Genomic DNA, 23,685 nt, shown 5'->3' on the forward strand with positions numbered 1-23,685 from the left:
AGTGTGAAGATTTATCTCAACTCAGTCTTTTAACCATTGTGTACTATGAGGCAAAGTAGCTTTGGTCACAGGGGTAAGTTGGGGGCCGAATTGGTTATTGCTCTAGTGCTAGGGGAGATTATAAAGATAGTGCCACTCACAACTTGCTGTAAACAAGCATGAGGATTCTACTAGTCGAGGATGATCAGCGAATTGCCAAAGCGCTTGCAGAAACCCTCAAAGACCAAAAATATGTAGTTGATTTAGTCACCGATGGCGAAGCTGGTTTGGATTACGCTCTTGCTGCTGACTATGACTTAATTCTGTTGGATATAATGCTGCCTAAGCTGGATGGCATTACTTTATGTCAGCAGTTCCGTCGAGCTGGCAAGATGACGCCAGTGCTGATGCTAACAGCCAGAGATACCAGTAATGATAAGGTAATTGGGTTAGATGCGGGTGCTGATGACTATGTGGTCAAACCCTTTGATTTGCCAGAGTTGACCGCTAGGATTCGAGCATTGTTGAGACGGAGTAATACAACCTTGCAGCCTATGCTGGAATGGGAGCGTTTATGCCTTGACCCTAGTAGCTGCCAAGTAACCTATGCAGGGAAGTTACTACATCTGACTCCTAAAGAATATGGTCTACTTGAATTATTTCTACGCAATAATAATCGCGTCTTGAGCCGCAGCAATATTCTCGAACACCTTTGGTCGTTTGAAGATTCACCAGGGGAAGAAGTAATTAAAGTTCACCTCAAAGATTTACGCAAGAAATTGAGGGCAGCAGGAGCTCCTGGTGATTTGATCGAAACAGTTTATGGCTTGGGCTATCGACTGAAAAAAAACTAGCAATTAACCCCACGAACAGCTTTTTAAAATAACAGCTCAAAGTATCCAAATGAAGGGGAAACTCAAAGCTCAAAACCAGATAAACCCTCAGTTTCAAGCCCTGCGATGGCGTCTTTTGGGTTCTTACTTGCTTGTCATGATGGCAATTCGAGTAATATCTGATGGCGTGATTTATCAGTTTTTCGCCCAGAGTCTCTACCAGCAAGTTGATAACCGCCTGCTGAATCTAGCTCAAGCTGCTTCTCACAGCTTAGTGGCTATTAAGCAGGATCGTAATGCTGTTAATCAGACGGCTTACCGTCCCTGGGATAGTGATGGAGATCTTGATATTCCCTGGCAAAATCTCCGTAAACTAGACCAGAGTGTGGAATGGTTTGGTGCTGACAAACGGCGGCTAGCTGTCTCTGGCAAACTTTCCCCAACTTTGCCACTGCATACAGGTTTCCAGGCAATACACAATGATCAAGTTCGTACTTTAACAATTGCCGCCTACAGTTTCACTGACCAACAGCGAAAACTGGAAGGCTATATCCGTGCTAGTGAGTCTACTAAAAATGTGGAAGCGATTCTCCGACAACTACGTTGGGGTTCAGCTTTGGGAGGAACTCTCGCTTTAGGACTCATTGGGGTGGGTGGTATGTGGCTGACGCGGCAATCTCTCAAGCCAGTTGAACAAAGTTTTCGCCAGTTGAAGCAGTTTACAGCGGATGCTTCCCATGAGTTACGCAGTCCCTTAACGGCGATTAAAACTTCAGTAGAAGTGATGCAAACTCACCCAGAGAGGATCCATGCGGCGGATGTTGAGAAGTTACAGGCTATCGTCAGTGCTACTAACCAGATGAAATGCTTGGTGGAAGACTTACTCTTGCTAGCACGAACCGATGTGACAACTGCAGCACCAACCCGCGAATGGACGGTGATTCCCCTTGACGAACTTTTGGAAGATGTCGAGGAACGTCTAGAACCCAGTGCCGAAGCCCAAGAAATTATCCTGAAAAAAAGTCTACAAACTGAGGTTTTTGTCAAGGGAGATGCATCTCAGCTTTTTCGTTTATTTTGTAACTTGCTAGAAAACGCTCTGCAATATACTCCATCGGGGGGGACGGTTACCCTGTCGATGAGCAGACGTGAAACCTTTGTGGTTGTCAGCATCGAGGACACGGGTATTGGTATCGCCCCAGAACATTTGCCCTTGATTTTTGATCGCCTGTGGCGAGCCGATTCCGCCCGAACTCACCACCAGGAAGGCTCAGGGTTAGGATTAGCGATCGCTCAAGCTATTGCTCAACGCCATGGTGGAGAAATTACCGCCAGTAGTGAGTTAGGAGTTGGTAGCTGCTTCCAAGTACGTTTGCCAGTCGCTTGAATAAAGTTAGATCAAAAACCTGTCCTGAATTTTAACAACATCCTCTATCCACCCAAGTTCTTTACCTTTGTTCCTTAAGTTCGTAAGTAGAGGGCTGCACAGGTAATTGCTCAAGTCAGATTTTTAGAGAAACCCAGGAGGGGATGTTGATGATTCGTGCCTTTCGTAAATATCACAGAATGCTCGCGATCGCTGTTTGTTTGCCCTTAATTTTGACTGTGATCACTGGGATGGGCTACACCATTTTTGATGAATGGTTAGGACAAGATGCTATCGCCGAGTTTCTCATGAGAATTCATACTTTCAAAATCCTTGGGCTAGAAACTATTTACCCACTTCTCAATGGTTTGGGATTATTAGGCTTGCTAGTAACAGGTTTGAGCATGACTGGTTTGTTCAAGAAGCATCCTGCAGTGAAGAAAATCAGCGATCGCTAATTCAATTTACTCCCTTCAACCCAGGGCAACTAATTTTTTAATTACTTTTTACTATTAGTTTTTTAGTTTTTTAGATCAGGAGAGTGCCATCATGATTCCTACACCAAAATCCCCTCGCTTTACTCAAAAAACTGCTGCTTTTATATCCATTGCTGCGCTAGGAATACTAACTGTAGTAGGCTGCTCACAACAGCCACCATCTGCTACTGTTGAGTCTTCGCAACCAACAGAAAATCAGGTTGCCAGTTCTGAGTCAATGACGCTGAAAAATCTCCAGTCAGCTTACAACGGCGAGTCTAATGCCCACGTTCACTACGTAGCTTTTGCTAAAAAGGCAGATGAGGAAGGTTACAAGCAAGTTGCTAGCCTGTTCCGTGCCGCAGCAAGAGCAGAAGAAATTCACCGGGATAATCATGCCAAGGTAATCCGGGAGATGGCTGCTACACCGGAAAACAACATCACCACACCAGAGGTTAAATCGACTGCAGAAAACCTAGAAGCAGCAATTAAAGGAGAATCTTACGAGCGTGACACGATGTACCCTGAGTTCATCAAGCAGGCAAAGGCAGAGGGCAACCAAGAGGCTGTACAAACGTTTACTTATGCCGCAGATGCTGAAGCCCAACACGCTAAATTCTACACTCAAGCTAAAAATAACCTCGAAGCCTGGAGAGAAGCTAAGCAACCCTTTTATGTCTGCCAAACTTCTGGGGAAACAACAATGAATCTTAGTGATACGGCAAATTGTCCTAAAGGTAATACCAAAGAACAGTTTGAAAAAGTAAGCTAACCGAATTCCAGAAGTTTTCTCGGCGATCTTGCTGATCTTATTTCCATAACCAACTTCTGCAAAGCTACACTAAATAATGTGGAGTGTTTCTTACCGAAAATGAGCGTCTCACTGAATCAGTAAATAGTAACTAATTAACCACTCATTATGAATCGTCGTGAGTTTCTCGGTTGGGTTGGCGTTGGTGGCATTGCTAGTTTTTTGCCTGTAGCACTTGCCGCTTGTTCTCCAAAAAATACTAATTCAGAACCATCTGCTAGTTCTCAGAGTAGTGAGAGTTTTCAGCCCGTCGGCAAGGTAACAGAATTAGACACAAAAGGTCAAATCCTCAACCAACAATTTTCTGGTGGTACGGTTTTGGTTGTTAGAGATCCCTCTGCAACTGATAAACTTGTTGCTGTTAGTCCTATTTGTACTCATGCAGGTTGCACTGTGGCATGGGAAAAAGACCAAGCGTCTTTTGTTTGCCCTTGTCACGGTTCCAAATTTGCTAGCAGTGGAGAAGTTATTCAAGGTCCAGCAACAAAACCTCTAACTGCTTACAAAGTTAAGTTAGAAGGAGATTCAATTTTGGTTCAAAAAAGCTAGAGCCAAGCTGGCACCTACTACCTTATCGCTAAGATTAGGCAAAGTTGTCAGAGGACACTAGGAATGAACGCCAGCTCTTGAGGAAAATCCCTTTAAACTAATTTAGTCGGTAACTAAGGGAGGCAATTTACTGCCTCAAGAACTACTAATAGGGTAGGCGTTACCCACCCTACAGCATCACTTTTAATGAAGTTTTTGGCTAAAGCCTAACTACTAAGCAAGGCTTCTACAAACTCGTAACTAGAGAAGGGACGTAAATCTTCAATACCTTCCCCAGCACCAATAAATCGGATCGGTAAACCCATTTGTTGCACTACGGCTAAGGCAACGCCCCCTTTAGCACTACCATCTAATTTTGTCAAGACTACACCGCTTAGTTTGGCAGCTTCCGAGAAAACTTGCGCCTGAGACAGACCGTTTTGGCCAAGTGTGGCGTCCAAAACTAGTAGGGATTCCACCTTGGCGTTGGGGGCTTTTTTATCGACAATGCGCCTAATTTTTGCCAATTCCTCCATCAAGTTTTTCTTATTTTGCAACCGCCCTGCCGTGTCTACCAAAAGTAATTCACTACCTCGGGCTTTTGCTGCTGCGATCGCATCGAACACTACGGCTGCTGGATCAGTATTCTTTCCTGGATTAGCAATAACTTCAGTACCACTGCGTTCTCCCCAAACCTTAACTTGTTCCACGGCTGCTGCCCTGAAGGTGTCAGCTGCGCCGATTAAGCAACTGTAGCCAGATTTTTGAGCGAGGTGGGCAAGTTTACCAATAGTCGTGGTTTTACCTGCGCCATTAACGCCAGTAATCAGCCAAATATTCAGGGTGTCCTTTTCTGGCACGAAGGTGAGACTGTAGGAATCTTCTTGATAAGGTTGTTCCAGCAAATCTCGTAAAATGCTCTTCAGGTAGGCAATAGCCGCTTCTGGAGGTAGCGCTTCCTCTCGCAGTTTGTCTTGCAGGGTGTTGATAATATAGTCCGTTGCTTCAACGCCGACATCTGCCTGCAACAGCAGTGCCTCAATTTCCATAACAGCGTCTTGATTCAACGGCCCTTGACCAACAATTGCTTTGAGTTGGTTAATTAAGCCACGGCGGGTTTTGCCTAATCCCTGACGCAGTTGCTTTAGCCAGCTAATTTCTTCAGCTGATACATCGTCAGGAGTACGACCCTGGTCTGCTAAAACTTTAGCTGACCATAAGAACTCCTCATCAAATACTAGACCAGTATTTTCCTCTTGGGGTGCTAATCTTCCCACCACCGTAGTTTCTTCTTGCCGAGGAACTACCCTTACAGGTTCTGGTTCTGGAACTTCGACTGCGGTTGCCTTGAGTCGTTCTAGTCGCTCTTGCACCCCTTTTGATCGACGTGCCCAAGCAGGTAAAGTCGTGTCAGTAGCTTCTTGTTCTGGGGCAACTGTTGACTCTGTAGTTTGGGAAGTTACGTTGGCTTCTGCTTCTGGTGTTGTGGTGTCTTCCTGGGATGGGGTTAAAACAACTTCTTCCGGTACTGGGGAGTTTGGCAGTGCTTCTGGTGCTTTTGCCTCTACCGTCTCCTCTGTTTGCGGGGTATTTACTGGTATAGCTGCCTCAGTAGTAGTTTCTACTTCCGCTTGAGTTAGGATCGGTGACACCTGAGGAGATACTTCTCCCTTAAAAGCCTCAGCAGTTTCAGTCGTGGCAGCTTCCGCTTCTGGTACTTCTGGTATCGCAGGTGCCGTTGGTTCTTCTGTTGTGGCTAGGGTACTAGTAGATGGTGTAGTGTCTGTTGAGGCGAGGGACTCTTGGGCAGCTTCAGCATTAGCAACTTGATCCGCGGTGATTATTGTTTCATGAGGAGCAGTTGCTTGGCTTTCCTCAGATAAAGCTGCCTCAGTTTGGGCAGCAGACTCAGTATCTTCTTTTGTTATGTCTGTAGTTTCTGGGGCAGTTTCTTGAGATTTTTGTTGAATATTTTTGTAGGCAGCCTTGGCCCAACTCAGGTAATCCTCGGCAACTGCTGGTGAGTTTTCCTCAGTTGACTCAGACTCAGCAGGTTCTAAGGACTGTTGTTCTTGAGCCTTTTGTTCCTGTTCAGCCTGGGAGGTTTGGCAAGGAGTCTCCTGAGAAGATGCTGCATCGGTGCCCTTCTGTCTGCGGAACCAATTAAAAACCATGGCACTTAATCTACTCCCGGCGTTAATTTACTTCTCTTAAGAGATAGTTAATATAACTCTAAAAAATTTTCTCTCCAATCGCGACAGTGTTTGAGTAGCTAGCTAGGTATGCAGTTGATGATTGACTTCGTTGCTAAGAGGCACACTAGCTAACCACTCGTTACCGTCAGTTTTAAGGACTACCAATATACCCTTAAGGGCTATTTACTCAGGTTACTGCAAGCTAGCTTGAGCATTCAGTTGAGCATTCAGGCGATTAGAGACACGGCGCATTACACCATTGATAAATCGATGTCCTTCTTCATCACTGTATCGCTTTGCCAGTTCCACTGCTTCGTTAATTGCCACCCGTTCTGGTATTTCCAAAAAGGAAATTTCTGCCACAGCTATTCGCAAGATATCTCTGTCGATTGTCGGCAAACGTTTGAGTTGCCAATCTTGGAGTGCTTTGGTCAAAATTTCGTCAATTTCTTGCTGTCTGCGGTTGACAGTTTGGATAATGCTTAAGGCGTATTCACGCACTTCGTACTGATTGGTCAATTGAATAACTTCCGGGATTTCTACCGCTGTGCCGATGCGGTTGAGGGCTTTCTGGGTTAATTCGATCGCATCTGCCACCATTGCTTTGGCGCTGCGTACGTCAGTGGCACGAGTTTCGCTATCGAGGAGGCGATCGCTTCCTCGTCTGAGTTCAGCAGCAGCAGTTTCTAATGTCTCTTGTATTTCGGTTGTTAAGGTACGAACTGCTGCTAACACTAGGTTATTCAGTTGGTGTGAATCCAGTTTTTCAGCTACGTTCCGTATTTGAGAGAGGCTTAAAAGAGCCAGTTCACGAGCAATTCGGCGTGGTTGCATTTTGTGTCCTTATGTCTTTTGTCTTTTGTATTTTTTTTGTGCTTTTTATTTCGTCTTTAACAACTAACCTAATGACAAGTGACATCTGGCTTTTGACAACTGACTTATGTGCTTTCTTCTGTGGGTAAAACTTGCCTTCTTATTTCAGGTAGGGGTTGCTCTAGAGGTTTTTTTGCGGGAGATAATTTTGACCTACTCGTGTTCAAAGAATAGGAAGATGGGTCAACAATTCCACCAGAGAGCAAGACTTTAAAGGCATCCTCTATAGACATTGAGAGATTAATCACTTCGTCTTCCGCAATAACTGCGTACCAGCCACTGGTAGGATTAGGAGTTGTAGGAATGAAAATACTCAACATCGGACGACTCATGTGAGTTTGAATCTCGCTGCTAAGAGTACCGGTAACGAAGGCAAGTGCCCAGATTCCCGATCGGGGATACTCTACCAAAATGACTCGGCGAAATTTATCGTTAGAGTCCTTTAAAACTGTCTCTAATAGCTGCTTGAGGGTTTTATAAACCGTACCAGCAAAAGGAATTGCCTGCAAAACCCTTTCCCCAAAATCGAGCAACCAGCTGCCTGCAATATTGCGTGCCATTAGGCCAATTAGCAGAATGCACAGCAGTGGTACAGCTAGACCCACCGATAAATTAATCAGGTTTACGAGGATGGGGTTAAGGTTATCAAAGGGGTTAATTTGTTTAGGAATGCTGGTCAGAAAATTGATCACCCAACGGGCAATATTAATAGTCAACCAGATTGTGGTAGCGAGAGGAATCACTACCAAAAGACCTGCAATTAGGTCATTTTTTAAATCCTGCTTAAAGCGTTGGATCACAGAGCACCGAATCTCCTTACATTGGCTCTTATAACTGTGTCTTGTGCCACTCATCTCACTGGCATGAGCTGTCACAAAACAAAAGGCGAAACCTTGACCAGATAATTGTTGATCAAGGCAGGTGAACCCGCAGTTGAGTGAAGTTTAACTTCTGCGCAACCAAGCTGATTTGCTCCAGTGAAGCCGTGCTATTTTTCAAGGGTTCCATATTTTATTTGTAAGGCTTGTAAAGGATTGTTGCAAGTAGCAACCTCTCTATTATTTAGCTCCCTCCACTTTATTGCTTGTGTTTAGACGCAAAATCTCCGGACTCTTCACCGATTTTGCAAACCGGAGAGTCCAGCAAGCCTAAATACTTTCCCAAAATACTAATCTTACACTAGTGTAATAATTGACATTTTAACAGGTTGGGACAAGGATTCCCATTTTCTGTTGAGTTGAGAGATTTGTTGCCTGAGAGACTAGAGATTGTTTTCTCCTTTCACTTTAGGGTTGTAGTGCTCAGCGGTAAGCGCATCCATCTTAAGTAAGACAGAGAAACTTTAGGGATTCTCGTCTTCCCGACTCCCCTTAGTGACTTTCACCGTAGTCGAACTAATTGAGCTAGGTTTTGAACTGGTTACATCGCTGACAGCCTTAACGGAACTTAACTGCTGATGCCTAAGTTCCCAAACCTTGAGCAAGATCAGATATTCATAAAACCCCTGTAAAGTACACCAGGTAAATCCAGCACGTCCATCAAGAAAACCGCCCAAAATAAAGTACATATATAGAAAACGTACTATAGGTCGCCAGGGTAGGCGTAGGGACAAATCCTTAAGAGCACGCCTTCTTTCTACTTCCGAGCGACCAAAAAACAAATTTCGCCAATTAATCTTTCCTGTGTGCAACTGCAGCAAAGTCTCTGCAGCTTCATTCGTAGAGTAACGATTGTGTTTATCAATCCAGCGGCTAAAACCTTTGGAACAGGTGTAGTGAGGGTAGTTCTCTTGCAAAAAACTAGTTGAACCGTCGCAAACCTCCCTTTCTGTATGACCATAATCAGTGAACCATACCTTATCCTTGCGAAACAGGCGTAGTTGGTAACGGGGGTACTGAGTACAATAGCGAATCCAGCGATTCATGAAAATGACTCGCTCTGCGACATAATAACCAACATACTCAGAACACTGTATGGCTTGCAGACACTCGGCAAACAGTGCAGGAGTCATCCTTTCGTCGGCTTCTAAAATATAAACCCACTGGTACTTGGTGGGAATTTCCCGAAGCATCCAGGTACGCTGACGTCCGTGACTTTCAAAGTGGTGCTGCACAACTTGCACCTGATGACTTCTAGCAATTTCTACAGTGCGATCGCTACTGTAAGAATCCACGACAATTATTTCATCTGAAAGCCGTGCTGAATTAATACAAGCTGCAATATCAAGCTCTTCGTTATAGGTCAGGATATAAATCGAGAACATTTTTTACTAGCCATAAAAACTCAATTTGGTTTAGATGCTTACCCAAAAAGAGAACCCCTTACTAAATCACCGATAACGATGAAGTTAGGGTAAAAAGAGAATAATTCACCGCAGTCCTAGGGGAATTTTCCAGATATTTAAAGACACTCCCTGATAATTGCTAATGCCTCCCCCTAGGAGCCATAGAGTCTCAGCTTAACCAATAACTCAGTTTAAAGTTCAGCTTAATGAGCATCTGCTGAAACTTTACTAACTGGCGGTGCAGACGACTCTTCACAGAGACTTAAACAAGTCTTTAGTTAGGGACTTCTTTCTGCCTAACTACTCAAGCTTCGTAATCCTGTCCAACCAATAACAATGTAGCCAATTGCCAGAAACAAGCTACTTAAACCAGTTCTTATACCAGACTTCCACAAATTAGTTGTTACTCGTTTCTCTTCTTCTAGTTTGCTAGTACGGATTTGGGTTTGACGCGCCTCGACTTGCTGATTGAGAGCTTCCGGATTTTCCTTAATTGCCTGCAATTGTTTCTTAAAAGCCTCTGCTTGAGCTATCTGCTGGGGGGGAACTTGACCGCTCTCAATTGCCTGTTGTAACTGTTGATCAATCCTCTGTTCTACTTGCTCAATCTGCTCAGGAGCTTTGACCAAGGTGCCCAACTGCTTAGCCTGAGCATCCAGTTGAGTTTCTTGTTGAGTCGCTTGTTGCTCAATCTGCTGTAGCCTTTGGTTAGCTTGTACACGAACATTATTAAAGTGCAGCGGTACTAGTAGTAGAAAAATTAACCCCAAGAAACTAGAGAGCAAAAGTACTCCAGTTTTCAAGTAACCTCCAGAAGCGTTGGGTTCTGTCCGCGAACCGCCAAAATTGTTGGCCACCCAATACCCAGTCAACAAAAGTGCGACCCCGACCATCGGGATAATGCCCCTATCAACGATTTGGGTGGTAAACTCTAGCTGCCACTGTCGCCATAGAGTGGGATCTTTTAAATCAACTCCCGGTGAGGGAATTGCCAAAATGATGTACTCCAGAAGGGCAGATACAATCATGATTAGCCCGACACTTTTGAGGGCTAAACCGGTGAATGATGAATGGACGGAACTAGTTTTCATTGGCTGCGCCTGTAAAGAATCTGATAACCTACTTCCAACTTTACTAGGCGAGCTGAGCTAAATGGGCCACCAAGTCCCCTAAGCAGTTAATACACTCTGCGGCAAAGAAGATCAGTTAAATTTCAACTAAGGCACCTGAACCCTATTAACGCTCCCCACACCCTGGAGAAGTGCGGTATCTTGCCAAAACGACGGTGCGGCTTTAGTCGTTGAACTTATCCATGAGAAGCGGCTGTGTTGCTTCCGGTAGCGAACAACACAGCTACTTTACTTTTGATTGAGGGAATCTGAAAACATAGCGGTATTTAGATCAAAAAACCTAAAGATTTGAAAGACGACAGGGGCGATAAATTAGAAAAGTTGCAATGGGACAAAGAGTTTTATGAAGCAAAAAAATGTTGAAGTTTTACCGGATAAGGCAGCGCTGATTAAACGTTCACTCGAAGTAGTACTCGCCAAAATACAAGCAGCCATACAGGAGCGAGATCTTTGTACCATCGCCTTAGCTGGTGGCGGTACGCCCAAACCATTATATGAAGCGCTCGCGGCCCAAGAACTGCCTTGGGCAAAAATTCATATTTTTTGGGGGGATGAACGCTACGTACCAGCAGACCATGCTGATAGCAATCAGAGAATGGCACGTCAGGCATGGTTAGACCAAGTTGATCTCCCAGCAGGCAATATTCACCCCATGCCCACTGATGGAGGAAACCCAGCCACTGACGCCGATAAACATGAAGCTCAACTAAATGAGTTCTTTAGCACAGGGTCAGGAAAATTCCCTCAGTTCGATATAATCTTATTAGGTATTGGCGACGATGCCCACACCGCCTCACTGTTTCCTCAGACAGATGCTTTGCAAGTGCAAGACCGACTAGTTACCGTAGGTAACAAAGATGGTCAGCCCCGCATCACCTTTACCGCTTCACTGATCAATCAGGCTCACTGTGTGATTTTTCTCGTGGCAGGTGCTAGCAAGAGAGAAGCCTTGGCTCAGATATTTGCTCCCGATGCCGATGCTCTAACTTACCCAGCTCGATTAATTCAACCCCAAGGAGAACTTTGGTGGCTTTTAGATCTTGAAGCTGGTCAAGAGCTGAAAAATTAACAACTAATCAGCTATTAGAACAAGCTCATGGCTGTTTTTAGACAAGAGCTTAGCATTCTAGTCCAGGATGGTCAGAACACGGAACTACCAAGAGTAGTTCTTTGTCTATAAATTTGGGATAGTTCATTGTCTATTCCTCCGCTAACGGCGAGAGATGTCACCTTAAAGGCGAGAGGGGTATTCTAGTGAAGACAAGGTATTTAAGGTTAAACTCTGAGGTAATTTTGATGAAATCATTGGTTCGCTGGGGCGCAACACTGGGTTTGATTGGTAGTACTCTTTTTAGCTCTTTCTTTATCGAAAATCTCCAAGCCCTAGCATTGACGGATGAACAGGTTCGGCAAAAGTTGCAAGCTGTTCCTGTGTTTACAGTCACCGATCAAAACGGGTCACCCCTGGTTGCTTCTGTTCCTCAGCAGGGAAACGAAGCCGTGGCGGTGGCTGGGGTTTTTATCAGCCAAAAGGATGCCGAAGCTTTTGTTGAGCGGTTAAAGACGGAAAAACCTGATTTGGGTAACTCAGTACAAGTCGTGCCCGTGTCTTTGGGAGAAGTTTACCAGCTAGATAAAGATAACCAAAGCCAACCAAATGGTTTAGATTTTCAGTATGTGCCCACGCAGCAACAGGTACAATCAGCAGAGGCAGTGCTCACAGAAAATGGCAAGCCACAGCAGCAATTTCGAGGTGTTCCGCTGTTCGTTGCTAAAGCTGGTCAAGAAAGTGGCTATCTGACTATTCAACAAGATGGCAAGCAGTTAATTCCTTTCTTTTTTGAAAAAGAGCAATTGCAGAACATGGTGAACCGCTTTAAAGAGCAACAACCTGAACTTGCCGCCAGCATTAAAGTAGAAGTGGTGCCTCTTGAGGGCGTAATTCGTACCCTACAGACTAGTGATAACCAGCAGCTTGGCAATATTCTGCTAGTGCCATCGCGGGAGTCTCTAGAATTTCTGCAACAAAGTCGCCCTGATGCTTCTGGGCAAAGTGCGCCTCAAGGTCAACAGTAAACCAGCCTAAAACTTAAGCCTTAAGTAAGGATTTTCAATTGGGTAGTTCTGAAACTCAAGACAAGTTGTTCAACCAAAACTCCCTGGCATTGCCAGTGGTGTCAGGACACTCACTCTGGCAGTGGCGCTTAGAAGCGCGACGGAAAGCAGCAGAGGCGGGTATTGCAACAACTGAAGTGGACTGGCTATTACAAGAAGTCGCTGGGCTAGATCCACTAGAACTGCGTTTGGAATCCTTTAAGGTGCGAGAACAGATTAAACTGCGATACTCACTGCCAGTACTCTCCCAGCTATGGCATCGGCGTCTTGATGAACACTGTCCGGTGCAGTATTTAGCTGGGGTGACCCCCTGGCGTAATTTTTCCCTGAAAGTTTCCCCAGAGGTTCTAATTCCTCGACCGGAAACTGAGTATTTGATTGACTTGACTATGGAGGCTCTCAAAAATAGCCCTACTCTTGAGCTAAACTCAGGACACTGGGCAGATTTGGGTACTGGTAGTGGCGCAATTGCTCTAGGATTGGCAGAGGTTTTACCTAACGCCACAATTCATGCGGTTGATTGCAGTGAAGCTGCCTTGGCTGTTGCTCGACTTAATGCTCAGCAACTAGCTTTAGACCAACATATTCGATTTTACCAAGGCTCTTGGTATTGTCCTCTTGAGCCTTTGAAGGGGCAATTGAGTGGCATGGTGGCAAATCCCCCCTATATTCCCAGCAATTTAGTTCCTCACCTCCAACCGGAAGTAGCAAAGCATGAACCCCATCTAGCCCTTGACGGCGGCAGTGATGGTCTAGATTACATTCGCTATCTAATCGAAACATCTCCAGAATATCTGCGTCCTGGTGGTATTTGGTTAATCGAAATGATGGCAGGACAAGCTTCTATAGTGGCAGAACTATTACATCAGCAAGGTAGTTATTGCCAAATTAAGATTTTCTCTGATTTAGCTGGCATTGACCGCTTTGCACTGGCTTATCGAAAGTAAGCCATATTTGCTTGAACGACAGAGCAGCAGTTTAAAAAATAAACTTTTGTAACTACTTGAATAATTCCTAAATCTAGCTCTGATAGGTACTTGGAAGTTTCCAAGTTTAATTGTGGTACTTTCTGACTTAGCTTGACTTAAATTAAAGTGTCTAACTTTTCTGAAATGACTTATAGATCGAATAGTCAGCCATTGCAGAAGCAGTCAAGTAGGAAGTTACCCTTGGCACTTTTCCAAGTTGCAATTGTTCGTCAGAGGGATTCAAGATGCCCATAATCAGAGCCACACCTGCAAGACCCGGTAGTTTCGGGATAGTAGATTTAGAAAGGGAGAGCTTTTCCCCATCGGATGATGAATGGAATGTTACCCGTGACATAGATGGTGCTTGGATTTTAGCGGAGCAATCTTTTGAAGGAGAGGCATTTAATTTTGAATTCTCTCATGATCCGAGCGTTAATATGGATCAGGTTTTGTTCCTAGAACTACCCGATTTACCCGAAGGATGGGGGTTCAAAACAGACAACTATATTGTCAACGAAACTAAGGGAAGCATTACTTTTAAGATGTCTCCTTCTAGTAACATTAAGACGGCAACTCTGACCATCAAGAATCACGAACAGAATAAATTTGCCTTCTATTCCGGAAGCCTACAAATACCAATTCCCTCAGATGGCACTGTTGTAAACTCCGAACTAGAGGTGAGTGGTGTTTCTGAAGAGGTGGCAGACGTTAATGTTAAGTTAAATATCCAGCAGAAATACAACAATACTAAGACAGATGCTTACTTAGTTGCCCCTGATGGCACCAAGGTAAAGCTGTTTGAGAATCTTAGTGGTCAGAAAAAAAATCTTACCCTAGACGACGAGTCTTATTTCTCACTTCCTAATAAGCCTGCCTTGTTAGATGTAAGTGGTTCTTATCGACCAGAGGGTGAGCTATGGCAGTTTGATAGTATAGATCCTAATGGCACTTGGAGTTTAGAAGTTACTGATGAAACTGGGCAAAATTTACTCCCTGGTTTACTTAAAAGTTGGTCACTAGACTTTAACATTAGAAGCAACGATATACAGCCGATTACACAACAGCCACAGATTTATTCAACAAGTGCTGCACCAGAAATTTCTCAAGCGAATCCACTCACCTATAATGCAGCAGAAATACCGCTAGAAATTCCAGAGTTAGATACAGTGAATTCTGAGCTTTTAGTCAGCAATTTTGAAGGAAGTTTGAACGATGTCAATGTTGAGTTAGATATCACTCATACTTACAATAGTGATTTGGACGTGTTCTTGCTCAGTCCAGTTGGTACTAAGGTAGAGTTATTTACAGATGTTGGTAGTAATCAAGATAACTTCACGAATACTGTATTAGATGATGAAGCAAATCAGTTAATCAGTAGTGGTGCAGCACCATTTAGTGGTTCTTTTATCCCTGAAGGTCAGCTATCTGATTTTGATGGTCAAGATCCCAACGGCAACTGGTCACTAGAAATCACAGATCAGGTTGGGCAAAACGTAACTGCTGGCACTCTTAATAGTTGGTCACTGATTCTCAGTTAAAAATTGTAAGAAGGTGTATGTCAAGGTAAAGCTTTAGAAAATAGTTGATAATTTTGCTAGCCCCAAGCAATTTTGTGAAGCTTTGCTGTAATGCAATTCTCTAAAATTTTCAAACATCAAACGGTGCAATTCCTACTATCTCAATGCTTCAGAATAATTTTCAACTATGGTTTTCTGCCAGTATTACCTTACTTTGTCTAGTTACTACTAGTCCCACTCTGGCACAAATTATTCCTGATGACACCTTGGAGACAGAGAGTTCCCTGATTACACCTAATGTAGAAATTAATGGTTTGCCTAGTGACCAAATTGAGGGTGGAGCAATTCGGGGTGCAAATCTCTTTCACAGCTTTGAACAATTTAATATCGAAGCCGGAAGAGGAGCATATTTTGCTAATCCTACTGGTATCGAAAATATTCTCTCGCGGGTCACGGGAGATAACCTTTCCGATATTCAAGGAACCCTTGGTGTCTTGGGTAATGCCAATTTATTTCTCATTAATCCCAACGGCATTCTTTTCGGAGCAAATGCCAGTTTGGATGTTAATGGTTCCTTTTTAGCAACAACAGCAACAGCTATTGGTTGGGGTGAACTGGGATTATTTAGCGCCTCTGAACCAGCAACCAGCAACCTACTAACTATTAATCCTTCAGTATTCTTTTTTAATGCCAGGACAGCAGAGACAATTGTCAACCAATCACAAGCTGAGAGCTTCAGTGGAGAAACTAATTCAGTCGGATTTCCTGTAGGGTTACAAGTGCCCAATGGTCAAACTCTAGCGCTAATTGGTGGAGATGTAGTTTTAGAAGCAGGAAATTTGACGGCAGCAGAGGGACGCATTGAACTGGGCAGTGTAGCTGGAGTTGGGGAAGTAGGCTTAACTCGGACAGAAAACGATTGGGTTTTTAGCTACGATGCGATCCATAACCTGGGAAATATTGGACTTGAGGGAGGTTCAACAGTAGATGTTAGTGGTGAGGGAGGAGGTAGTCTTCAGATCCAGGGTGCTCGATTGGAGGTTAAACAAGGCTCAATAATTCTGGCTGACAACTTTGGTGTAGAGGCTGGCAAAGAACTACTGCTGAAAACAACTGAATCAGTCACTTTCAGTGAAAGTTCGCTGATTGTGGTTGGTTCTTTAAATTCAGGCACCGGGGGAGATTTGACTATTGAAACTGGAAAGTTGATTGTCCAAGATGGGGCGCAAATTTTTACTCCTACCTTTGGTGAAGGCAACGCTGGAAATTTGACTGTTAGGGCTTCTACAGTAGAACTAGCTGGTACTGGCGCAGACGGTTTTAGCAGTAATTTATCTACAACCTCAGAACCAGGAGCAACAGGTACAAGCGGCAATTTAACCATTGAAACCGCACAGCTAGTTGTTCGGGATGGGGCACAAGTAGCGGTGATCACGTCTGGCGAGGGGAATGCAGGAAATTTGACTGTACTTGCTTCTAATGTAGAACTAGCTGGTACTGATCAAGCTGGCTTTCCCAGTGGTTTGTTTGCGACAGCGCAAGGATTGACAGGTGCTGGCGGGAATTTGTTGGTTGAAGCTGAGCAGTTAATTGTCCGAGATGGAGCACAAGTGTCAGTAATTACCTTTGGTGGAGGTGATGCTGGAGATTTGACTGTTCGTGCTTCTGAAATTAGGCTGATTGGGACAGCACCAAGTCAATTGTCCAATACGGGTTTGATTCCTAGTAGTTTACTGGCTGGTACTGAACCAGGTTCAACCGGAACTGGAGGAAACTTAACTATTGAAACAAGTCGCTTGATTATCCAAGACGGAGCTCAAGCCCAAGCTTCTACCTTGGGCGAGGGGGATGCTGGTAATTTAATAGTTACGGCTTCCGAATTGATAGAACTAATTGGCACTACTGCTGACGGTCAATTTCCTAGTGGCTTACTCACCGTATCTGGATTAGAGGGCGTCACCACGGAAGCTACGGGTTTAGGAGGAAATTTAACTATTGAAACGGGTAAGTTAATTATCCGGGACGGGGCAACAGTTAATGTCAGTAGCGCTAACCCAACTAGTGCTGCCCAGGGTGCAGGTAATCTGGAGGTACAAGCTCAAGCTATTACTTTAGATAACCAGGGCACGATCACCGCTGAAACGGCATCAGGAGATGGCGGTGATCTCACTCTGCAAGTAGAAGATTTATTGCAGTTGCGCCGCAAGAGTAATATCTCTACTACTGCTGGCACTGCTCAAGCTGGTGGCGATGGAGGCAATATTGGTATTGAGGCTCGATTAATTGTTGCTATCCCTTCAGAAGACAGCAACATCACAGCCAATGCTTTCACGGGTCAAGGAGGTAATATCCAAATTGACGCTGAGAGTATTGTTGGCATTGAGCCTAGGGAAGAGGAAACGCTCTTAAGTGACATTACTGCTAGTTCCGAGTTGGGCATAGCTGGCAATATCGAAATCAACACACTCGATATTGACCCCAGTCGCGGCTTAGTTAGCTTCCCGGAAGATTTCGTTGACCCTTCCCGGCTAATTGCTCAAAACTGCCCAAGGCGCGATGGGCTAAAAACAGCTCAGCGGAGTGAATTTTATGTTACTGGTCGTGGTGGTTTACCAGCTAGTCCCACTAATTCTCTGACGGATTATCGGGTTTTGGTTGACTGGGTTACTCTTGACTCCGAAGCCAACAACAGTAACAATGTTGCCTCTGCCGAAACAGTCCCTTCAGAAAGTACTCTCAGAGCGCAGGGCTGGGTGATTGCGCCTAACGGCAAAGTTATTCTGACCGCCCAAACCCCAACGATTAAATCCGAGATGCCTAGAGCTCAACCAGCAGCTTGCTCTGGATTCTAAACATCTGACAATACCCAGTTCACTAGGGTACGAACCGGGAAGCCAGTGGCACCAGCATTATTGCAGCCACTTTCTTTGTCAGCCCAGACTGGCCCAGCAATATCTAAATGCGCCCAGGCTGTTTCTTTAACAAACTGCTTCAAGAAAAGAGCAGCAGTAATAGAACCGCCTGCACGCGGGCCGGTATTTTTCATATCGGCAATTGGTGACTTCAAGCCCTCAAAGTATTTCTCTTCCAAAGGCATTTGCCAGAACTGTTCGCCAGCTACCTCTGAGGCGGCTTTAAGTTGAGCCGCCAGGGCCTCATCTGCTGTCCACAGGCCGCCGATGTCATTGCCCAAGGCTACAATGCAGGCACCTGTAAGGGTTGCTAAATCAACAATCGCATCCACTTCCAGTTTTTCGGCAAACACTAGGGCATCTGCCAGTGTCAGCCGTCCTTCAGCATCGGTATTATTAACCTCAATTGTCTTGCCGTTGGATGCCGTGAGGATGTCTCCTGGATGCATAGCATGGCCGCTGATCATGTTCTCTGTAGCCGCGCTGATAAAGTGAACTTCCACATTAGGCTTGAGTTGAGCAATTGCCTTGGCAGCACCCAAAGTTGCTGCCGCACCCCCCATATCCATTTTCATGGTTTCAATGCCACTGCCAGAACCTTTGATATTCAAACCGCCGGAGTCGAAAGTTAGACCCTTGCCGACAATGGCTACTTTACGTTTGGCAGTACCCTCTGGCTTGTAAGTGAGATGAATAAACTTAGGGGGTAGATCTGAAGCTTGGGCAACTCCCAAAAAGGCACCCATACCAAGCTTTTCGCAATCTTCCTTTTCCAAAATTTCTAAAGAAAGACCCCATTGAGAGGCAATCTCCTCGGCTGTCTCGGCTAGAGTGATTGCTGTTACAGTATTAGCCGGCGCTGCCACTAGCTCCCTTGCTAGAATTACACCATCAGAAATTGCTTTGGCGCGCCTAACTGCTGCTTCTTGATCTCCTAGTCCTAGTAACTCTACTTGTTCTAGCTTGGCTCCCTTGTCTTCTGGCTCGGACTTAAAGCGATTATCCAGGTGCAGTGCGAGTAAAATGCCCTCAGTAATGCCTTGAGCTGTTAATGCTGGGTCATTGTTAACTACTGGTAAGCTAATTGCTAGGGTTTTGCTGTTTTGTTGTTTTGCCGTCCTAGCAATCGCAGCAGCCGACTTGCGCAAACTATCTAAACTCAGAGCATTTTTTTTGCCTAAGCCAATCAAAATAATTTTGCGTATTGAGCTATTAGCGCCAACTCGACAGGCAGCAGTGGCACTAACGCTTCCCTTAAACTCTGTTTCTTCAATTAGTTCCTTGATGGTTCCGTCAAGCTTCTGATCTAGACTGGCCAAATCGCCAGTTAGCTCAACCGCGTCCTCAAATAATCCAACTGCTAGGGTATCGCCAGTCCAGTCTAACTGTGCGGTATTTGTGGCTCTAATTTCCATGTTTTCTTTATATTTGTAAAAGTCTTTCGTTGTTGATTTGTCGGCCTTGTCAAATCCTGGTAAGTCCTACTCCCTGTTAAGCTAGTCCAAGTAGTAGAGACTCGCCTTTTTCCTCAGTTTTCCCCTAGCTGGGAAATCTTGCCGTTTTTTGCTTGTTTTTGACTGCAGAAATCGCAATTTCTTGCTCAAGTTAATCTGCTATTTCATGCCGGTTTCTCACTCTTAGTTCAAGGCATAACAAGCCTGGTTGTAGGTTGTGCGATAATGGAATATATTGCCAACTATCAATACTCAATTGATAATCATTGAGGTTGTGTGACTGCCATGTCAAGGAACAATCCTCTGTGGCTTGAGGGTAACCTCTGAGGTATTTTTGCCTATCGGATCCTGCTTAACCACACACAGATTTTTTAACCAAGCTTGCATCGCACTTGCTAGGTTCAAATTTATTAACTCCATGGCTATAATTTTATTATCTTAGGCAATCGCTTAAGTACCCAAAGAGTCAGCTAAATCCCTTATTACTGTGTTCAGCTTCCCCAGAAGTTTGCCTTAAGTACTATTACTGACTATTGCCAAGGCGTGGCTTCTATCTTAACATCAGAATTGTGATATTTATAGCCTTTGAACTATGTATCCCCCGTCAAACTGGTGGCATAACGGGGGATTAATTATAGTTTGAACAGAAACAGTTGAATAATTGTTGGGCAAACGAGGATTAATGCTAAAGGGACGGAGCAACAAAATTCCTGTAGCAGCAAAGTCAGCGCTGCTGCTGTTCGCGCTGCTTGGTTCATCCATATTAGCGATGAGCATGGCTGGTTTATTCCCGATCAAGATTGGTGGCGAACCAAGCGAGAATCTATTAAGCCAAACGAAAGAAGATGCTAAATCAGAAGTTTTGCCTTTGGTGTCACTGTCACCTAAGCAAAGAGCATCGCAGCTAGAAGAGATTGCCTCTAGGGGTTCATCTGTTGATCGACATCGCGCTCGCTATCTCTTGGCTAGCGATGCAATTAAGCAAAATCAAGGAGCCTTAGCGCTCAAGTGGCTTGAAAACCTGGAGTCAGACTATCCCTTGCTAGCACCTCAGGTTGCCCTCAAACGGGCCCAGGCTTATACCTTGATGGATGAGAAAGCCAAAGCAGAGGCAGCATGGAAAAACTTGCTGGAAAATTACGCCGATGAGCCAGTAGCAGCAGAAGCTCTCTATGTATTAGGTAAATCGAATCCTGAATATTGGGAACAAGCGATCGCTAAATTTCCAGCTTATCCACGTACTCTGGAAATTGTCAGACAAAAACTTAATCAGAATCCTAGTCAGTTTCCTTTGCTCTTGCTCTTAGCAAAATATACCCCAGACACCCCTGGTACGGGCAGTATCCGCAACCGCCTAGTCCAAGAGTATGCTGCCCAGCTCAAACCCGAAGATTGGGCAGCGATCGCTTATGGCTACTGGATCACCGGAGTATATCGCCAAGCTGGGGAAGCCTACACCAAGGCACCTGTAAGCCCCCGCAACGCTTATCGTGCTGCTCGCGGACTCCATCTAGGTGGCAAAAGAGAACAAGCCAGAGTTGCTTATCAGAAGCTAATCAGCCAATTTCCCGATGCTCAAGAAACTGGTCTTGGTCTAAGGCATCTAGCTAGTCTCTCTCCATCAAAAGATGCGCTGGTGTATCTTGACCAAGTTGTTAGCAAGTTCCCGGATGAAGCTCCCGAGGCTTTACTAGCTAAAGCTAAAATTCTCGAAGCTTTGGGCAGCTCCAAATCAGCGGCTCAAGCCCGTCAGTCGGTATTAACACAATACCCCAGTTCTGAAGTAGCAGCCGAGTATCGCTGGGATGTTGCTTGGAAAAAGGCAACAGCAGGCAAGCTAGAAGAAGCATGGCAATGGGCTCAACCAATCACTACCGATAGTCCTGATAGCCAATTGGCAGCTGAAGCCGCTTTTTGGATCGGTAGGTGGGCGAATCAACTAGGGCGTCAAAGAGAAGGAAAACAGTCGTTTGAGCATGTCTTAGCTAGTTATCCAGAGTCTTACTATGCATGGCGGTCTGCCCAATTTTTGGGTTGGGATGTTGGAGACTTTACCACGGTACGTGACTTAGTACCCAATGTTGTCAAGCCTGCAGGGCGACCATTACCCCCGGCTGGTTCGGACACCCTCAAAGAACTCTACCTGCTTGGTCAAGACCTCGACGCTTGGACAACCTGGCAGGTGGAATTAGAGAATCGAGCCGAATCAACTGTAGCAGAACAATTTACTGACGGTCTCATGCGCTTAGGGATCGGCGATCATCTCAATGGCATTAATCAAATTTGGCATTTGAGTCGGCGAGAAACACCCCAAGAGCAGGCTCAATGGCAAGCACTGCGCCAAGAACCGGCTTATTGGCATGCTTTATTCCCCTTACCTTTCAAGGAGCAAATTGCTAACTGGTCACAACAACGGCAGCTCAATCCTCTGTTAGTAACTGGTCTAATTCGCCAGGAGTCTCGGTTTGAGCCAAAAATTCGCTCGGTTGCTGGTGCTACTGGCTTGATGCAAGTAATGCCAGGAACAGGCAAGTGGGTTGCCCAACAAATTCAGCTTAAGGACTATAACCTGGAAGATCCTAGTGATAACATCCGGTTGGGGACTTGGTATCTAGACCATACGCACCAAGAGTACAATAACAACTCCTTGTTGGCGGTAGCTAGTTATAACGCTGGTCCCGGCAATGTAGCCAAGTGGATCCGAAAATACGGTTTCACCGACCCGGATACTTTTATAGAAGTGATTCCCTTCCCCGAAACTAAAGGCTACGTGGAAGTAGTTTTTGGCAACTATTGGAATTATCTGCGGCTGTACGATCCTCGTATTGCCGAGTTATTAGAGCAGTACTCTAAATCTGGGCCGCCCGTGCCGAGTAGTAAGTAAGGTATGGTGCAGCGTAAATAGACAAGGTAGCTTACTTATCCCTGGAGTTGGTAGATAAAATAACTAGCGTGTCCCCAAACTACCCAAACTGATGACGCCTTCTGAATTAGAAACTGCACCCAAGTCCAGTTCAGACGCCTTGGAAGAAGACCTCGATGATTTACCCGATGAGGTCGAGATGTCCCTGTTTGACCACTTAGAGGAGTTACGGCAGCGAATTTTTCAGGCGCTGATTGCTGTAGTTCTTGGCGTTGTGGGCTGCTTTGTGGCAGTTAAGCCGATTGTCCGGTTACTGGAAATTCCGGCCCAAGGTGTCAAGTTTCTACAATTGGCTCCTGGGGAATACTTTTTTGTCTCCATCAAAGTTGCTGGATATAGCGGCTTACTAGTTGCTAGTCCCTTTATCCTTTACCAAGTTATCCAGTTTGTTTTACCTGGTCTGACCCGCCGAGAAAGACGCCTGATTGGACCAATAGTTTTAGGTTCAAGCGTTCTCTTTGTCGTCGGCTTAGTATTTTCTTACTTGGCTTTGATTCCTGCTGCCCTGAATTTCTTTATCAATTATGGAGCAGATGTAGTTGAGCAACTGTGGTCAATTGACAAGTATTTTGAATTTATTTTGCTACTGATGTTTAGCACAGGCTTGGCATTTCAAATTCCGATTGTTCAGCTGCTGCTGGGCAGTTTAGGAATTGTCTCTTCAGAGCAGATGCTTTCGGGTTGGCGCGCAGTTGTTGTCGGTGCAGCTGTCTTGGGGGCTGTACTAACCCCCTCCACAGACCCCCTCACCCAAAGCTTGCTTGCTGGTGCCGTACTTGGTCTTTACTTTGGTGGCATTGGTCTGGTTAAGCTTTTGGGTAAATAATTGTCTTGAACAAAAGGTTGGGAGTTTCTTTGCTCTCTAAAAATCTTCTAACATCCATTCTGAAGCCCGCTCTCCTAAGTCAATGGGAATACTAACAGCCTTACCCAGTCGTGGACGTTCACGGGTTTGTTGGATGTACTGTTGCACTAGCTGAGTCGCATCCCAAGCATGCAGGTAGCTGGCGACTGCATCGAGATGTTCTAAGTAGTCGGTTTCAGAGAGTGGGAAAGAAGCCTGCTCTAGGTATTTCCACATTACCTGTAGAAAGATTTTACCCTGAGTACGTCTAATCTGAATGTCATAAGAACGTCCCCACTTATTGAGCAGGATTTGGTGCAGATCCTGTCCTGTCATAGCCTCTTGGTTGGGATTGTTTTTACATTTCTTTACAAGCACGACATTTTTTTTAATTTATGACACGGTGTGAAAAAATGTAATAATACTTGTATCGAAAGCCGTAAATCCTTCTCATGAAAGGGTTTTGGCAACTCTGCT

General features: G+C 45.0%; 20 protein-coding genes. 12 read left to right on the plus strand and 8 right to left on the minus strand.

The features are described from left to right. Nucleotides 1-158: 158 nt before the first annotated feature. From ACT7WV_RS22920 to ACT7WV_RS22940, 5 genes are all read left to right on the plus strand, one after another. On the plus strand, nucleotides 159-833 hold the full coding sequence (locus ACT7WV_RS22920) for a response regulator transcription factor (RefSeq protein ID WP_445105095.1): 675 nt from the start codon (nucleotides 159-161) through the stop codon (nucleotides 831-833). Nucleotides 834-882: 49 nt separating this feature from the next. After that, nucleotides 883-2,199, plus strand: coding sequence for a sensor histidine kinase (locus ACT7WV_RS22925; RefSeq protein ID WP_445105096.1), 1,317 nt, complete (start codon nucleotides 883-885; stop codon nucleotides 2,197-2,199). Nucleotides 2,200-2,348: 149 nt separating this feature from the next. Continuing rightward, nucleotides 2,349-2,636 (plus strand): peptidase, encoded by a 288-nt coding sequence (locus ACT7WV_RS22930; RefSeq protein ID WP_445105097.1) that lies wholly within the window; start codon nucleotides 2,349-2,351, stop codon nucleotides 2,634-2,636. Nucleotides 2,637-2,727: 91 nt separating this feature from the next. After that, complete coding sequence (locus tag ACT7WV_RS22935; RefSeq protein WP_445105098.1) at nucleotides 2,728-3,426, plus strand: rubrerythrin family protein; 699 nt, start codon at nucleotides 2,728-2,730, stop codon at nucleotides 3,424-3,426. A 147-nt stretch (nucleotides 3,427-3,573) separates the two neighbouring features. Further along, complete coding sequence (locus ACT7WV_RS22940; protein ID WP_445105099.1) at nucleotides 3,574-4,014, plus strand: QcrA and Rieske domain-containing protein; 441 nt, start codon at nucleotides 3,574-3,576, stop codon at nucleotides 4,012-4,014. Nucleotides 4,015-4,220: 206 nt separating this feature from the next. Here the strand turns inward: ACT7WV_RS22940 and ftsY are convergent, their stop codons facing one another. From ftsY to hpsJ-B, 5 genes are all read right to left on the minus strand, one after another. Continuing rightward, nucleotides 4,221-6,167, minus strand: coding sequence for a signal recognition particle-docking protein FtsY (gene ftsY, locus ACT7WV_RS22945; RefSeq protein WP_445105100.1), 1,947 nt, complete (start codon nucleotides 6,165-6,167; stop codon nucleotides 4,221-4,223). A gap of 213 nt (nucleotides 6,168-6,380) precedes the next feature. Further along, on the minus strand, nucleotides 6,381-7,022 hold the full coding sequence (nusB, locus tag ACT7WV_RS22950) for a transcription antitermination factor NusB (RefSeq protein WP_445105101.1): 642 nt from the start codon (nucleotides 7,020-7,022) through the stop codon (nucleotides 6,381-6,383). A gap of 104 nt (nucleotides 7,023-7,126) precedes the next feature. Beyond that, complete coding sequence (locus ACT7WV_RS22955) at nucleotides 7,127-7,861, minus strand: DUF502 domain-containing protein (protein ID WP_445105102.1); 735 nt, start codon at nucleotides 7,859-7,861, stop codon at nucleotides 7,127-7,129. Nucleotides 7,862-8,403: 542 nt separating this feature from the next. Further along, on the minus strand, nucleotides 8,404-9,324 hold the full coding sequence (locus ACT7WV_RS22960) for a glycosyltransferase family 2 protein (protein WP_445105103.1): 921 nt from the start codon (nucleotides 9,322-9,324) through the stop codon (nucleotides 8,404-8,406). Between the two features lie 317 nt (nucleotides 9,325-9,641). Continuing rightward, a complete protein-coding gene (gene hpsJ-B / locus ACT7WV_RS22965; protein ID WP_445105104.1) occupies nucleotides 9,642-10,436 on the minus strand; it encodes a hormogonium polysaccharide biosynthesis protein HpsJ in 795 nt (264 codons plus the stop codon). A 382-nt stretch (nucleotides 10,437-10,818) separates the two neighbouring features. Here hpsJ-B and pgl point away from each other — a divergent pair, with 382 nt between their 5' ends. The 5 genes from pgl to ACT7WV_RS22990 all read left to right on the plus strand — a co-directional run bounded on the left by pgl (nucleotide 10,819) and on the right by ACT7WV_RS22990 (nucleotide 17,927). Beyond that, nucleotides 10,819-11,544 (plus strand): 6-phosphogluconolactonase, encoded by a 726-nt coding sequence (gene pgl, locus ACT7WV_RS22970; protein ID WP_445105105.1) that lies wholly within the window; start codon nucleotides 10,819-10,821, stop codon nucleotides 11,542-11,544. Nucleotides 11,545-11,771: 227 nt separating this feature from the next. Beyond that, on the plus strand, nucleotides 11,772-12,551 hold the full coding sequence (locus tag ACT7WV_RS22975; RefSeq protein ID WP_445105106.1) for a Tic22 family protein: 780 nt from the start codon (nucleotides 11,772-11,774) through the stop codon (nucleotides 12,549-12,551). Nucleotides 12,552-12,589: 38 nt separating this feature from the next. Continuing rightward, nucleotides 12,590-13,537 carry a peptide chain release factor N(5)-glutamine methyltransferase gene (gene prmC, locus ACT7WV_RS22980; RefSeq protein WP_445105107.1) on the plus strand — a complete coding sequence of 316 codons (948 nt, stop codon included), beginning with the start codon at nucleotides 12,590-12,592 and terminating at the stop codon, nucleotides 13,535-13,537. A 266-nt stretch (nucleotides 13,538-13,803) separates the two neighbouring features. After that, on the plus strand, nucleotides 13,804-15,096 hold the full coding sequence (locus ACT7WV_RS22985) for a proprotein convertase P-domain-containing protein (protein ID WP_445105108.1): 1,293 nt from the start codon (nucleotides 13,804-13,806) through the stop codon (nucleotides 15,094-15,096). A gap of 143 nt (nucleotides 15,097-15,239) precedes the next feature. Continuing rightward, complete coding sequence (locus ACT7WV_RS22990) at nucleotides 15,240-17,927, plus strand: two-partner secretion domain-containing protein (protein WP_445105109.1); 2,688 nt, start codon at nucleotides 15,240-15,242, stop codon at nucleotides 17,925-17,927. Here the strand turns inward: ACT7WV_RS22990 and ACT7WV_RS22995 are convergent. Beyond that, nucleotides 17,924-19,402 carry a leucyl aminopeptidase gene (locus tag ACT7WV_RS22995; RefSeq protein WP_445105110.1) on the minus strand — a complete coding sequence of 493 codons (1,479 nt, stop codon included), beginning with the start codon at nucleotides 19,400-19,402 and terminating at the stop codon, nucleotides 17,924-17,926. The genes ACT7WV_RS22990 and ACT7WV_RS22995 overlap by 4 nt on opposite strands. A gap of 327 nt (nucleotides 19,403-19,729) precedes the next feature. Next, on the minus strand, nucleotides 19,730-19,861 hold the full coding sequence (locus ACT7WV_RS23000; RefSeq protein WP_445105111.1) for a hypothetical protein: 132 nt from the start codon (nucleotides 19,859-19,861) through the stop codon (nucleotides 19,730-19,732). A gap of 262 nt (nucleotides 19,862-20,123) precedes the next feature. On the opposite strand from ACT7WV_RS23000, the gene ACT7WV_RS23005 reads away from it, so the two are divergent. Further along, on the plus strand, nucleotides 20,124-22,325 hold the full coding sequence (locus ACT7WV_RS23005; RefSeq protein WP_445105112.1) for a lytic transglycosylase domain-containing protein: 2,202 nt from the start codon (nucleotides 20,124-20,126) through the stop codon (nucleotides 22,323-22,325). A gap of 91 nt (nucleotides 22,326-22,416) precedes the next feature. After that, a complete protein-coding gene (gene tatC, locus ACT7WV_RS23010; protein ID WP_445105113.1) occupies nucleotides 22,417-23,190 on the plus strand; it encodes a twin-arginine translocase subunit TatC in 774 nt (257 codons plus the stop codon). 36 nt (nucleotides 23,191-23,226) lie between these two features. On the opposite strand, the gene ACT7WV_RS23015 is transcribed toward tatC, so the two are convergent. Further along, a complete protein-coding gene (locus ACT7WV_RS23015) occupies nucleotides 23,227-23,544 on the minus strand; it encodes a DUF3067 family protein (RefSeq protein ID WP_445105114.1) in 318 nt (105 codons plus the stop codon). Between the last annotated feature and the right edge of the window lie 141 nt (nucleotides 23,545-23,685).

This window comes from Symploca atlantica LB2515, from assembly GCF_052546295.1.

Excerpts from the sequence above, each read along its gene's own strand:
- ACT7WV_RS22920 (WP_445105095.1), top strand. The coding sequence starts at position 159 with ATGAGGATTCTACTAGTCGAGGATGATCAGCGAATTGCCAAAGCGCTT.
- ACT7WV_RS22940 (WP_445105099.1), top strand. The coding sequence starts at position 3,574 with ATGAATCGTCGTGAGTTTCTCGGTTGGGTTGGCGTTGGTGGCATTGCT.
- ACT7WV_RS22935 (WP_445105098.1), top strand. The coding sequence starts at position 2,728 with ATGATTCCTACACCAAAATCCCCTCGCTTTACTCAAAAAACTGCTGCT.
- ACT7WV_RS22985 (WP_445105108.1), top strand. The coding sequence starts at position 13,804 with ATGCCCATAATCAGAGCCACACCTGCAAGACCCGGTAGTTTCGGGATA.
- ACT7WV_RS23015 (WP_445105114.1), bottom strand. The coding sequence starts at position 23,544 with ATGACAGGACAGGATCTGCACCAAATCCTGCTCAATAAGTGGGGACGT.
- ACT7WV_RS22925 (WP_445105096.1), top strand. The coding sequence starts at position 883 with ATGAAGGGGAAACTCAAAGCTCAAAACCAGATAAACCCTCAGTTTCAA.
- hpsJ-B (WP_445105104.1), bottom strand. The coding sequence starts at position 10,436 with ATGAAAACTAGTTCCGTCCATTCATCATTCACCGGTTTAGCCCTCAAA.
- ACT7WV_RS22995 (WP_445105110.1), bottom strand. The coding sequence starts at position 19,402 with ATGGAAATTAGAGCCACAAATACCGCACAGTTAGACTGGACTGGCGAT.
- ACT7WV_RS22930 (WP_445105097.1), top strand. The coding sequence starts at position 2,349 with ATGATTCGTGCCTTTCGTAAATATCACAGAATGCTCGCGATCGCTGTT.
- ftsY (WP_445105100.1), bottom strand. The coding sequence starts at position 6,167 with ATGGTTTTTAATTGGTTCCGCAGACAGAAGGGCACCGATGCAGCATCT.
- pgl (WP_445105105.1), top strand. The coding sequence starts at position 10,819 with ATGAAGCAAAAAAATGTTGAAGTTTTACCGGATAAGGCAGCGCTGATT.
- tatC (WP_445105113.1), top strand. The coding sequence starts at position 22,417 with ATGACGCCTTCTGAATTAGAAACTGCACCCAAGTCCAGTTCAGACGCC.
- ACT7WV_RS23000 (WP_445105111.1), bottom strand. The coding sequence starts at position 19,861 with ATGGAGTTAATAAATTTGAACCTAGCAAGTGCGATGCAAGCTTGGTTA.
- ACT7WV_RS22975 (WP_445105106.1), top strand. The coding sequence starts at position 11,772 with ATGAAATCATTGGTTCGCTGGGGCGCAACACTGGGTTTGATTGGTAGT.
- ACT7WV_RS22990 (WP_445105109.1), top strand. The coding sequence starts at position 15,240 with ATGCTTCAGAATAATTTTCAACTATGGTTTTCTGCCAGTATTACCTTA.
- ACT7WV_RS23005 (WP_445105112.1), top strand. The coding sequence starts at position 20,124 with ATGCTAAAGGGACGGAGCAACAAAATTCCTGTAGCAGCAAAGTCAGCG.
- ACT7WV_RS22960 (WP_445105103.1), bottom strand. The coding sequence starts at position 9,324 with ATGTTCTCGATTTATATCCTGACCTATAACGAAGAGCTTGATATTGCA.
- nusB (WP_445105101.1), bottom strand. The coding sequence starts at position 7,022 with ATGCAACCACGCCGAATTGCTCGTGAACTGGCTCTTTTAAGCCTCTCT.